Genomic DNA, 12,162 nt, shown 5'->3' with positions numbered 1-12,162 from the left:
GTATTTTCTGATGCTTTTAAGCAAAAAATGCGAAAAAGAAAAAGTAAATTGTGTGGAATTGGGCTGGTAAAAACTTGATTTCGGTCAATGTGTCGTTTTTTAGACACAAATATGTCAAAATATTGAGAAGGCAACATTGTAAGAAATTGTTTCAACTGATGCGGAATTTGCAAGCAAGAGTCGTCCTCATCCGTTCCAAGCGGGCACCCGGCGCGCGTGCCGAAAAACATGGAAAACATTTCTATGTGAGCAATTTAAATTACCGGAAAGTCAGTAATTGTGTTGATACTCTGCCTATTTTCCTGACGCGCGCGCCGACGTCGAAAATCGCGTCTACGCCCCTGAATAATGCGGCAACGCACCAAAACAGGGCGTCTTATTTCCCGTTTTCGGGCATCCGGCAGCAAACATTGGCGATGCCGTGTATGCTTCGTCCCGTTTATCCATTATCGCCTGACAAATTGTGCGCTTTGTCGCGTAAATCATGCAGGGCAAATGATGGGTAAAGCATGTTGACGTTTTAATCACACGCCTGATACTGTTGCACTAATACAACGGGTGTCGACAAGGCATGCGCTATGATGGAATGGTCAATCAGGCCAATGCATTGGTTGGCAAGGGGCACTGGCTCTGTCGCGTAGTACGGTTGGCGATGGTCGGGATGCCTGAAAAAGCCCTCGGCCTGGTACCGGAAGTAACATGTTGGAACTTGATGGAATGTGAAACGGTCGTTATAGTGCCGCTTCCGGTGCCCTTTGAGCACCGAACCGGCGCATGAAAATACGGTCGCTCTGCAGCCTTCAAGCTTATCGGTGCAATAGCGTGCCGATACCGATGTGAATTGTTCCCCTGACCGGAACAGCAATGTGGCAGGTGGAGACCTTGCCCTCACTCATAAAAAGCGCTCTGTTAGAGCGCAGCTCGAGATGCATAGGCTGTATTACTTTTTGCTTCAAAATTAAAGGAAATCGCAATGAAAAAAACTCTGATCACCCTGGCAGTTCTGGCAGCAGCAACTGGCGTAGCCCAAGCTCAATCGAGCGTTGTTATCTACGGTACCGTTGACGCTGGTTTCGTCAGCGAGCGCGGCGGTGTTAACGGCAACGTTAACAAACTGGACAGCGGCGTTGCTTCGGCTTCCCGTCTGGGCTTCAAAGGCACCGAAGATCTGGGCAGCGGCCTGTCGGCTCTGTTCGTTCTGGAAGCTGGTTTCGGCGTTGACACCGGCGCGCAAGGTAAAAACGAAGCCCTGTTCGGCCGTCAATCGTACGTTGGTCTGAGCAGCAAAACGACCGGTACCCTGACCCTGGGTCGTCAATACACGCCTTGGTACAACACCCTGTCGAAAGTTGCTGATCCATTCGCAGTGGGCTACGCTGGTTCCGCCAAGAACCTGTTCCCATCGAAAGCACTGACCCGCACCAGCAACACCGTGCTGTACACCTCGCCAAACTTCAACGGCTTTGACGCTGACGTGGCTTACACCTTCGGCGAAAAAGCTGAGTCGAACAAATACGGCCGTCAAATCGGTGCGTCGGCTGGCTACTCGAACGGTCCTCTGAACGCGCGTCTGGCCTACAACACCACCAGCAACGAATCCGCTACCAGCAACAAAGGTAGCGCACGTAACTGGTTGGCTGCAGCTAACTACGACTTCGCAGTTGCTAAAGCTTACGTCGCATATGGCGTGAACAAAGGCGACAACAGCGCTGTAGCGAACAACGCCAAGGAAAACGCAGACGGCACGTTCTCGACCGCCAACTCGTTCAACTACAACACCGCTGCTTACAGCAACGACAGCAACAACATCCTGGTTGGCGCAACCGTACCTGTTGGCCCAGCTGGCACCGTAATGGCTTCGTTCATCCGCACGAACGACAAAGCTGCTACGAACGCTGATGCTGATCAATGGGCAGTGGGTTACTCCTACGCTCTGTCGAAGCGCACGAGCACCTACGCTTCGTACGCCAAGATCAAGAACAAAAACGGCGCAGGCTACACCGTTGGTAACAACAGCAATGTTGGTACGGGCGACAAAGCCTTCAACGTTGGTGTTCGTCACTCGTTCTAATATTCGCGCAAGCGAAGCTTAGTACCGCTGCCAGCATCCCTTCGGGGATGCTGATAAGCAAGGAAACGCGTCTCCAGGCTAGTCCTGGCGGCGCGTTTTTGCATGTGCGGCGCCAGTTATAATGGCGCCGTTACTCAAGTAAAGGAATGCCATGTATCCACACACATCGCCGCGCCTGGCCGCCTTGCTGGCCGCGCTGCTGTTCGCTGGCGCCACAGGCGCCGCTGTCGCTGCCGTCAAGGGCAAGAAGCCGGCCGGACTGGAGCGCTATGGCGTGGCCGTCTATTCCGACCTGTGCCTGCAAAAGGATAGCGGCGAAATCGGCGGCCAGCGCGTGACCCTGCACCGCTTCGCCGAGGCCGATTCCGTCATCTATGAATTCACGGCAGGCGCCCTGAGCTGGCCCATCGTCGCCAACGACGTCAACCTGGACGCCGCCACGGGCGCCTTCGACTTCACCATCGCCGGCGCCGACAGCGAAGAGCGCACCATCGTCGGTAAGTTTTCCAAGGACGGCCAGACCCTGACCCTGGAAGGCGATTATTGCGGCGGCAACGTGCGCATGCCCATGAAACTGAGCCGCGTGCGCGATTTCGGCCGCCCTTTGAAAAACTGCACGCCATGCCCGCCGATGCCGCAGGCGCCCGCCGAGGCAGTGCCTGCCGAGGAAAGCGCGCCAGTGCCCGCCGCCTGAGCGATTGCTGCTGTGAAAAAGAAAAAGGCCCGGTATCGACCGGGCCTTTGTTATTTTCAGCGCTGCAAGGGGCTTATTTGGCCGCTTGCGCCTTTTCCGCCGTGGCGCGGATGGTGGCGAGCGTCGCATTTGGCGTGATCAGGTTGCCGTCGTAGCGCAGCTCGATCAAGGCCGGCAAGTTGTTGGCCTTGGCGTGTGCCAGCGCCCGCTGCAGGGCAGGGGCGAACTCTTCTGTCGTAGCCACCACTTCGCCATGCGCGCCATACGCTTGCGCCAGCGCCGCAAAATCCGGGTTGTGCAGGGTCGTGCCCGACACCCGGCCCGGGTAATCGCGTTCCTGGTGCATGCGGATGGTGCCGAACATCTGGTTATTGAAGACGATGATGACCACGCCCGCCTGGTATTGCACGGCGGTGGCCAATTCCTGGCCATTCATCATGTATTCGCCGTCGCCGGCGAAGGTGATCACGGTGCGCTCGGGGTGCACGATCTTCGCCGCTACGCCCGACGGCACGCCGTAGCCCATGGCGCCATTGGTCGGCGCCAGCTGGGTGCGCATGCCGCCGTAGCGGTAAAAACGGTGCGCCCACGAGGCGTAATTGCCGGCGCCGTTCGTCAGGATGGTATCGAGAGGCGCCTGCGCCATGATCTCTTGTGTCACTTGCCACAGGTCCAGCGGCGCCTGGCCATCCTGGAAGATGGGCGGGCGCTCTTGGTAGGCGGCCAGCTCGGCTTTCGCTTCGGCCGGCGTATGTTTCCATGCGGCAGCATCGACGGGTGCCATGGCGGCCAGCATGGCGCACACTTGCGGCATGCCGCTGTTGATCATCAGTTCGGCCTGGTAAACGCTGCCCAGTTCCTCGGCATCCGTATGGATGTGCACCAGGCGCTGGCGCGGCACGGGCGAGTCGAACAGGGTATAGCCGCCCGTCGTCATTTCGCCCAGGCGGGGGCCGATGGCGATGACCAGATCGGCATTTTTCACGCGCGCGGCCAGTTTCGGGTTGATGCCGATGCCGACGTCGCCGATGTAGTTCGGGTGGGCATTGTCGAGCAAGTCCTGGAAACGGAAGGCGCAGGCGACGGGCAGGTGATTGCTTTCCGCGAACTGTTGCAGGTCGGCGCACGCTTGCGGCGTCCAGGTGGTGCCGCCCAGCAAGACCAGCGGCTGTTTCGCGGTGGTCAGCATGCTGCGCAGCTGCTGCAGCTGGGCGTCCGATGGCGCTGCCTGCACCGGCTGGTAGGCGCGCGTGTCGGCCACCGTGGCCAGCGAAATGAGCATGTCCTCCGGCAAGGCCAGCACGACGGGGCCGGGACGCCCGCTGGTGGCCACCTGGAAGGCGCGCGCCAGGTATTCGGGGATGCGCTCGGCGCGGTCGATCTGCGCCACCCACTTGGCCATCTGGCCGTACATGCGGCGGTAGTCGATTTCCTGGAACGCTTCGCGGTCGACGAAATCATTGCCCACCTGGCCGATGAACAGGATCATTGGCGTGGAATCCTGGTAGGCCGTGTGCACGCCGATCGAGGCGTTGGTGGCGCCCGGTCCGCGCGTGACGAAGCAGATGCCCGGCTTGCCCGTCAGCTTGCCATAGGCTTCGGCCATGAAGGCGGCGCCGCCTTCCTGGCGGTTGATGATGAAGCGGATGCCCGAGTCGTGCAGGGCGTCGAGCACGTCGAGGTAGCTTTCGCCAGGCACGCCAAAGGCGGTGTCGACACCGTGGATCTGCAGGGCATCGACCAGGATCTGGCCGCCGGTACGGGATTGTTGCGTCATGTTCGGCTCTTTATATTCTAGTGGGTGGCAAAGAAATGGGGCAAGCGGTGCGCATGCGCCTGCATGCAAGCAGCTTGCCTCATTCTATGTGAGCCGATTTGGCCCGGCTTTTGAAATGGCGACACCGAATTACACAATCCCCCGGCTGGTGCGGCGCGCTTTTGCAGAAACATGCTGCGGCGCGGTACAATGGCGGGTGAAGCAGGCCAGACAGTCGCTGGCCGGCGCAGCAATGCGCTGGCGGGAGGAAGGTCCGGACTCCATAGAGCGGGGTGACGGTTAACGGCCGTCCGTCGAAAGCCGCAAGGTATAAGGCGAGGAATAGGGCCACAGAGACGAGCGTATTAAGTTACGGTGAAACGCGGTAACCTCCACCTGGTGCAATTTCAAATAGGCACGCGATGATGCTGCTCGCGGAGCGTGCGGGTAGAAAGCTTGAGCGCCCGAGTAATCTGGCGCCTAGAGGAATGACTGTCATAGCGCCGACCTGCAAGGGAAGGCGCCGTAACAAAATCCGGCCTACCGGCCTGCTTCACTTGAATTCCGTTCCCTGGCCTGCCAGGGAGCACCTCGGCAGCGGCGGCTTTTCCTGCTGCGCGCCACGCAAAAGCCCCCGCAACGGGGCTTTTTTTGTTTCTAAAAGTATAGCACTTAAGATAAAGTTGTATATACAACTAAAAGTGAATAATTGGTTAAAGTTTCTTATCTACAATTAATTGCTGCATTGCAAAAATAGTTTTCCTGCGTCAGGCCAACCCCTGAAAACAGGGCCGATACGCGCCGTGGACGATTATTTTTTGCTTTAAACCAAGTCTTACGTTGCGGCTGATTGCTGTTGTGTCTGGATGACGAAATTATTGTCATGTGTCAACTAACTGTAAAAAATTCAATTTTTCGATTTCGTTTTTTTCGATGTTTACGGTAGGAAAACACATGTGTGCAGATGAGGTAGCACATTCACTATCTTTCATAAGTATCTAATTTATCGATATATTTTTATTTGAGACTCCTTCAACGATATGCGCTAAGTCCTTAATTTCATTAATAAAATTCCTGTTTTGCCAATCGGAAACCGCTTGACCACTATCTTTGCTTCCTCTAAAGTGGGCAACTGTGTGAAAAAGTGTGTTTTTGTGGGAAATTTTCCCTTTTCATCATGATGCGCAAGCGTCGCAACCCAAGCTCAAAAAAGGTCTTCCGTGTTTCAAGGCGCGTCCGCAATCAATCTCGATGCCAAAGGCAGGATGTCTATCCCTGCCAAGCACCGTGACGCGCTGGCGATTCAATGCGAAGGCCGCTTGACCCTGACCAAACACCCCGATGGCTGCCTGCTGTTTTTCCCCCGTCCCGTGTGGGAAAGCCACCGCCAGCAAATCGCCGCCTGGCCCATGTCGGCGCGCGCCTGGCAGCGCATCTTCCTCGGCAACGCCGTCGATGTCGAGCTGGACTCGGCCGGCCGCGTGCTGATCTCGCCTGAATTGCGCAACGCCGTCGGGCTGGCGCGCGAAGTCATGATGATCGGCATGGGCAGCCACTTTGAAATATGGGATGCCGCCAAGTTGGCCGACAAAGAACAGCAGGCGATCGATGCCGGCACCCCCGATGTACTTTCCAATTTTTCTTTCTAAGGCTCCGTAATGACACAACTCACGGTGCCGGAATTTCAGCATCGCACGGTGCTGCTCGATGAAGCGGTCGATGCGCTCGACCTGTCGGGCGACCGCGCGCACGGCGTTTACGTCGACGGCACGTTTGGCCGCGGCGGCCATAGCCGCCTGATTTTGTCGCGCCTGGCCTCCGACGCGCGCCTGATCGGCTTCGACAAGGACTTGCAGGCGATCGCCACGGCCGAACAGATCGGCGACCCCCGCTTTGAAATCGTCCACGACAGCTTTGCCACCATGACGGCCAGCCTGGCCGAACGCGGCGTGCAGCAGGTGGACGGCATCCTGCTCGACCTGGGCATCTCGTCGCCGCAGGTTGACGACGCGGCGCGCGGTTTCAGCTTCCGCAACGACGGACCGCTGGACATGCGCATGGATACTACGCGCGGCATCTCCGCGGCCGAATGGCTGGCGGTGGAAACCGAGCAGAATTTAGAGAAAGTGATACGCGATTATGGGGAAGAACGGTTTGCTTTTCAGATTGCAAAGGCGATTGTTGCTGGCCGGGCAGTCCAGCCAATTTCAAGCACACGACAGCTTGCCGGCATCGTGGCAGGCGCCGTCAAGACCCGCGAGAAGGGTAAGGACCCCGCTACCCGCACCTTTCAGGCCATACGCATTTTCATTAACAAAGAGCTCGAGGATCTCGAGATCGGTCTGAACCAGGCGTACGCCTGCCTGGCGCCCGGCGCGCGCATGGCCGTGATCAGTTTCCATTCGCTGGAAGACCGCATGGTCAAGCGCTTCTTCGCCTCGAAGGCGAACGTGGAGCAGCCTGACCGCCGCCTGCCGATCCGCGCGGTGGACTTGCCGCAGCCGGAAATGAAGCTGATTTCGAAGATGAAGCCGTCCGACGCCGAGATCGAGGGCAACCCCCGTTCGCGTTCGGCCGTGATGCGCGTGGCGCAGCGCCTGCCGCTGGCCGCCCCTGCAAACGGCGGCGCCCGATGACTGGCAAGCTGTGTGTCGTGCTGTCGGCCCTGCTGGTGTGCTGCGGCCTGTCGCTGGTGAACGCGCAATACCAGTCGCGCCACCTGCTGATCGACCTGGAGCGCGCGCAAGCGCTGTCGCGCCAGCTCGACATTGACTGGGCGCAGCTGCAGCTGGACCAGTCCACTTTGGGCAAGCATGAACGCATCGAATCGATCGCGCGGCGCGACCTGAGCATGACGCCGCTGACGGCGGCGCGTACGCAATACCTGACGGAGGGCGAATAATGAAGTTGGGCGGTAACAGCAACGGCCGGGTGGCGGCATCGAAAGGCGTGCCATTCTCGAAGAACCCCGTACTGGCGGTGCGCCTGCCCGTCTGGCGTTCGCGCGTCGTTCTGTTCCTGCTGTTCTTCGCTTTCGCCGGCCTGGGCGCACGCGCGCTGTGGCTGCAGGGCGTCTCGACCCAGTTCCTGCAAAAGCAGGGCAAGGCGCGTTATGAGCGCACGCTGGAATTGCCGGCCACGCGCGGCAAGATCACCGACCGCAATGGCCAGGTGCTCGCTTCGTCCGTCCCTGTGAAAGCCATCTGGGCGATTCCCGACGACGTGCTGCAGGCGTCGCCCGAGAAAATCAATGCGCTGGCCGGCCTGCTGGAAATGAACGTCAACGAATTGCGCAAGAAGCTCGATTCGGACCGCAGCTTCGTTTACCTGAAACGCCAGGTCGAGATGGACGTGGCCGACAAGATTTCCAAGCTGGGCATCGACGGCATCGACGAGCGCAAGGAATACAAGCGCTTTTATCCACAGGGCGAAGTGATGACCCACGTGGTGGGCTTTACCAACGTGGAAGACGTGGGCCAGGAAAGCATGGAGCTGGCGCAGCAGAAGACCCTCGTCGGCACTACCGGCAGCCGCCGTGTGATCAAGGACCGCCTGGGCCACATCGTCGAAGACATCGGCTTCATCCACGAACCGCACGATGGCAAGGATCTGACCCTGTCCGTCGACAGCAAGATCCAGTACATCGCCTTCACGCAGTTGAAGGAAGCGGTGGAAAAATTCAATGCCAAGGCCGGCGGCGCCGTGGTGCTCGACGTGCACACGGGCGAAGTGCTGGCCCTGGCCAATTACCCCAGCTACGACCCGAACGACCGCCGCAAGCTCACGGGCCAGCAGCTGCGCAACCGCGTCATGACCGATACTTTTGAGCCGGGTTCGACCCTGAAACCGATCACGGTCTCGCTGGCGCTCGACACGGGCCGCGTCAAGCCGGGCACCCTGATCGACACTGGGCCGGGCCGCTATACCATCGCCGACCGCACGATCACCGACACCAAGCCGCACGGCGTGATCAATGTCTCCGAAATCATCGAGATGTCGTCGAACATCGGCACCTCGAAGATCGCGCTGGGCATGCCGTCGCAGGAAATGTGGGAAATGTTTACCAAGGTGGGCTTCGGTCAGCAGCCGAAATGGGGCTTCCCCGGCGCCGTGGCCGGCCGCGTGCGTCCGTATAAGTCGTGGCGCCCGGTGGAACAGGCGACCATGAGCTACGGTAACGGCATTTCCGTCTCGCTGATCCAGCTGGCGCGCTCGTACATGATGTTCGCGCGCGACGGCGATACGATTCCCCTGTCGTTCCAGAAGGTCAATGAACTGCCCGTGGGCCAGCAAGTGATCAAGCCGAAGACGGCCGCCGAAATGCGCGCCATGCTCGAACTTGTGGTCTCCGGCGCGCACGGCTCGGCCAAGCGCGCCCAGGTCGCCGGCTACCGCGTGGGCGGCAAGACGGGTACCGCCTATAAAGTGGAAAACGGCCGCTATGCGATGCCGCGCAAATATATCGGCTCGTTCGTGGGCATGGTGCCGATGTCGGCACCGCGCTTCATCATTGCCGTGATGATCGATGAACCGACCGGCCCTGCCCACTATGGTGGCCAGGTTGCCGCTCCCGCTTTCGCGGCGATTGCGACCAACGCGCTGCGCGCGATGAACGTACCGCCCGATTCCTCCGTTACCGAAATCGTGGTCCCGGCCAATGCCGGCCCGGAGGCCATGTGAAGTCACTCATGACCATACAAGACATCAGTTTGTGGATCAAAACGGCTGCCCCGTCCGGGCAGCTGACGTCCGATTCGCGCCGCGTGCAGCGCGGCGACGTGTTCTTCGCCTACGCGGGCGCCACGCATTTCATCGAAGCGGCCATCGAGCAGGGCGCCGCCGCCATCGTGCACGACGCCGTTGAATGGAACGCCGCATGGAGCGTGCCGCACCTGCTGGTCAGCGACCTGAAACGCGTGGCCGGCCCCGTGGCGCATGCTGTTTACGACATGCCCGACAGCGCCATGTTCAGCGCCGGCGTGACGGGCACGAATGGCAAGACCTCGTGCGCGCTGTGGCTGGCGCAAGCCCTGGCGCGCCTGGGCGAAACGTCGTCCGTCATCGGCACCTTGGGCGTAGGCCTGTGCAAGCCGCGCGGCGCCATCGAATTCGACGTGACCGGCTACACCACGCCGGACGCCGTGCTGCTGGCGCGCAAACTCGCCGCCATGCGCGACGCCGGCGCCAAGGCCGTCGCCATCGAAGTGTCGTCGATCGGCCTGGACCAGGACCGCGCGGCCGGCATGCATTTCGATGTCGCCATGTTTACCAATTTGACGCGCGACCACCTCGACTACCATGGCGACATGGCTGCCTACGAGGCGGCCAAGGTCAAGCTGTTCGACTGGCCCGGCCTGAAAACGGCCGTTATCAACCTGGACGACCCCATGGGCTTGCGCCTGGTCCGCCATGTGGACGGCAAGCTGGCAGGCGAGTATCCGGTCATCGGCTATACCCTGCAGGATGCGGCCGCCTTGCCCGATTTGCCGGGTGTGCTGATGCTGCGCGCCAGCCAGTTCCGCAGCCGTAATGCCGGCACCGACTTCCATCTGGAATGCGCGCTGGGCGTTGCGCTGATCAAGACGCAGCTGGTGGGCCACTTCAATATCAGCAACGCGCTGGCCGTGCTGGGCGCCTTGCTGGCGCACGGAACCGGTCTGCGCGCCGCCATCGACGGCATCGAATCCCTGCAGCCGGCCCCGGGCCGCATGCAGCAGGTGGGCGGCCAGGAAGCGCCGATGGTCGTCATCGATTACGCGCATACGCCTGACGCGCTGGAAAAAACCCTGGCTGCCTTGCGCCAGGTGGCGCAGGAGCGGGGCGGCCAGCTGTGGTGCGTGTTCGGCTGCGGCGGCGACCGCGATCCGGGCAAGCGTCCGCAGATGGGCGCCATCGCGCAGCTGGCCGATCACGTGCTGGTCACCAGCGACAATCCGCGCAGCGAAGACCCGCATGCCATCATCGCGCAGATCGTCGCCGGCATGCGTGCCGACGGTCCGCAGCCGCAAGCCATCGAAGACCGCGCCGGGGCCATTTTGTCGGCCATTAAGCACGCGGCCAAGCCGGACGTGATCCTGTTGGCGGGCAAGGGCCATGAGCCGTACCAGGAAATCAAGGGCAAGAAACTGCCGTTCTCCGATGCCGACCATGCGCAGCTGGCCCTGTCCGCGCGCCTGACGATGATGAGGACGAATTGATGGATAGCCTGATGCACGCAAGCCTGACTGAATTGATGCCGTCGCTGGACGGCGCACAGCTGACGGGCGACGCCGTTTTTGACGGTGTGTCCACCGACAGCCGCAGCGCCCCAGCCGGTTCGCTGTTCGTGGCCCTGCGTGGCGAGAGTTTCGACGCCCACGATTTCCTCGACCAGGTGGCCGCGCGCGGCGTCGCCGCCGTGGTGGTCGAGCGCCTGCCGGCGGGCTGGGACAGCGACAAGGTGCCAGCCATCGTGGTCGCCGATACCCTGGCCGCGCTGGGTCGCATCGCCAACCACTGGCGCTGCCGTTTCAATTTACCCGTCATCGGCGTCACCGGCAGCAATGGCAAGACCACAGTCAAGGAGATGATTTCATCCATCCTGGCGGCAGCCTTTGGCGAAGAGGGCCGGCTGGCCACGCGCGGCAACCTGAATAACGAGATCGGCGTGCCCCTGACCCTGTTCCGCCTGAGCGAACAGCATAAGGCAGCCGTCATCGAGATGGGCATGAACCACCCTGGCGAGATTGCGCGCCTGGCGGCGATTGCCACGCCAACCCTGGCGATGGTCAACAATGCGCAGCGCGAGCATCAGGAATTCATGCACACGGTGGAAGCGGTGGCACGCGAGAACGGCGCCGCGCTGGCGGCCCTGGCGCATGACGGCGTGGCCGTCTTCCCGCATGGCGATGAGTTTACGCCCGTGTGGCGCGAACTGGCCGGCGCGCGCGCCGTCATCACCTTCGGCCTGTCGAAAGAGGCGGATGTCAGCTGCACGCACCGCGCGGCCGAGGATTTTGGCAGCGACCTGTTCGTCAGCGTGCGCGCACAGGACGGCGGCTTGCGCCAGTTCTTCGTGGGCTTGCAGGCGGCAGGCGAACACAATGTGCGCAATGCGCTGGCGGCAGTGGCATGCGCTATCGGCGTCGGCATCGCGCCAGAACATATCAAGCAGGGCCTGGAGGCGTTTTCTCCCGTGAACGGCCGGCTGCAGAAAAAACGCGCCGCCAATGGCGCCACCATCATCGACGACACGTATAACGCCAATCCGGATTCGGCGCGCGCGGCCATCGATGTGCTGGCGCAGGCCGCGGCACCGCGCATCCTGGTGCTGGGCGAGATGGGTGAAGTCGGCACGCAGGGGCAGCAGTTCCACGAAGAGATCGGCGCCTACGCCGCCGCCAAAGGCATCGAACACGTGCTGGCGACGGGCGGTCTGGCGCGCCATCTGGTCAATCCGGCACAGGCAGCCGCGAGCCAGGAATCAGGCACGGTCGTGGAGTATTTCGAACAGTTCGACGGTTTGCTGGCGGCGCTCGATGCGCATTTGTCCGGCCGTTCGGATGCAACAGTATTAATCAAGGGCTCCCGTTTCATGAAGATGGAACGGGCCGTGCAGCATTTGATTGGTTCAAACAACAATAACAAGGAAGCTCACTAATC

At 60.7% G+C, this 12,162-nt stretch carries 9 protein-coding genes and 1 other RNA gene; 9 read left to right on the top strand and 1 reads right to left on the bottom strand.

Annotation, left to right across the window (positions count from 1 at the left end; translation table 11 throughout):
* Positions 1-973 precede the first annotated feature (973 nt).
* Entirely contained in the window at positions 974-2,071 is a 1,098-nt protein-coding gene (locus O0879_RS26315) for a porin (protein ID WP_289913654.1), read from the top strand.
* Positions 2,072-2,222: 151 nt separating this feature from the next.
* On the top strand, positions 2,223-2,765 hold the full coding sequence (locus tag O0879_RS26310; protein ID WP_289919574.1) for a hypothetical protein: 543 nt from the start codon (positions 2,223-2,225) through the stop codon (positions 2,763-2,765).
* A 73-nt stretch (positions 2,766-2,838) separates the two neighbouring features.
* Here O0879_RS26310 and O0879_RS26305 read toward each other — a convergent pair whose 3' ends face one another.
* Positions 2,839-4,542, bottom strand: a complete 1,704-nt coding sequence (locus tag O0879_RS26305; protein ID WP_289919572.1) for a thiamine pyrophosphate-binding protein — start codon at positions 4,540-4,542, stop codon at positions 2,839-2,841.
* Between the two features lie 198 nt (positions 4,543-4,740).
* On the opposite strand from O0879_RS26305, the gene rnpB reads away from it, so the two are divergent.
* From rnpB to murF, 7 genes are all read left to right on the top strand, one after another.
* Positions 4,741-5,080, top strand: an RNA gene (gene rnpB / locus O0879_RS26300) — RNase P RNA component class A.
* 661 nt (positions 5,081-5,741) lie between these two features.
* Positions 5,742-6,170 carry a division/cell wall cluster transcriptional repressor MraZ gene (gene mraZ / locus O0879_RS26295; RefSeq protein ID WP_034748899.1) on the top strand — a complete coding sequence of 143 codons (429 nt, stop codon included), beginning with the start codon at positions 5,742-5,744 and terminating at the stop codon, positions 6,168-6,170.
* A gap of 9 nt (positions 6,171-6,179) precedes the next feature.
* Entirely contained in the window at positions 6,180-7,157 is a 978-nt protein-coding gene (rsmH, locus tag O0879_RS26290) for a 16S rRNA (cytosine(1402)-N(4))-methyltransferase RsmH (RefSeq protein WP_251351073.1), read from the top strand.
* The gene (gene ftsL, locus O0879_RS26285; protein WP_034748894.1) at positions 7,154-7,423 is read left to right on the top strand and encodes a cell division protein FtsL; all 270 of its coding nucleotides are present in this window, start codon (positions 7,154-7,156) and stop codon (positions 7,421-7,423) included. The genes rsmH and ftsL overlap by 4 nt, the downstream gene beginning before the upstream one ends.
* A complete protein-coding gene (locus O0879_RS26280; RefSeq protein WP_034748891.1) occupies positions 7,423-9,201 on the top strand; it encodes a penicillin-binding protein 2 in 1,779 nt (592 codons plus the stop codon). The genes ftsL and O0879_RS26280 overlap by 1 nt, the downstream gene beginning before the upstream one ends.
* Positions 9,202-9,209: 8 nt before the next feature.
* Positions 9,210-10,718: a UDP-N-acetylmuramoyl-L-alanyl-D-glutamate--2,6-diaminopimelate ligase gene (locus O0879_RS26275; protein WP_289919569.1), complete on the top strand. Its 1,509-nt coding sequence runs from the start codon at positions 9,210-9,212 to the stop codon at positions 10,716-10,718.
* A gap of 11 nt (positions 10,719-10,729) precedes the next feature.
* Positions 10,730-12,160, top strand: a complete 1,431-nt coding sequence (gene murF, locus O0879_RS26270) for a UDP-N-acetylmuramoyl-tripeptide--D-alanyl-D-alanine ligase (protein WP_289919769.1) — start codon at positions 10,730-10,732, stop codon at positions 12,158-12,160.
* The last annotated feature ends 2 nt before the right edge of the window (positions 12,161-12,162 follow it).

This window comes from Janthinobacterium sp. SUN120 (genome assembly GCF_030397735.1).
GTDB lineage: Bacteria > Pseudomonadota > Gammaproteobacteria > Burkholderiales > Burkholderiaceae_D > Janthinobacterium > Janthinobacterium kumbetense.
The sequence above is the reverse complement of the archived record's forward strand: the minus strand, read 5'-3'. Positions and strand labels throughout refer to the sequence as shown.

Coding starts and splice junctions, on each gene's coding strand:
- O0879_RS26315 (WP_289913654.1), top strand. CDS start 974: ATGAAAAAAACTCTGATCACCCTGGCAGTTCTGGCAGCAGCAACTGGC.
- O0879_RS26310 (WP_289919574.1), top strand. CDS start 2,223: ATGTATCCACACACATCGCCGCGCCTGGCCGCCTTGCTGGCCGCGCTG.
- O0879_RS26305 (WP_289919572.1), bottom strand. CDS start 4,542: ATGACGCAACAATCCCGTACCGGCGGCCAGATCCTGGTCGATGCCCTG.
- rsmH (WP_251351073.1), top strand. CDS start 6,180: ATGACACAACTCACGGTGCCGGAATTTCAGCATCGCACGGTGCTGCTC.
- ftsL (WP_034748894.1), top strand. CDS start 7,154: ATGACTGGCAAGCTGTGTGTCGTGCTGTCGGCCCTGCTGGTGTGCTGC.
- O0879_RS26280 (WP_034748891.1), top strand. CDS start 7,423: ATGAAGTTGGGCGGTAACAGCAACGGCCGGGTGGCGGCATCGAAAGGC.
- O0879_RS26275 (WP_289919569.1), top strand. CDS start 9,210: ATGACCATACAAGACATCAGTTTGTGGATCAAAACGGCTGCCCCGTCC.
- murF (WP_289919769.1), top strand. CDS start 10,730: ATGCACGCAAGCCTGACTGAATTGATGCCGTCGCTGGACGGCGCACAG.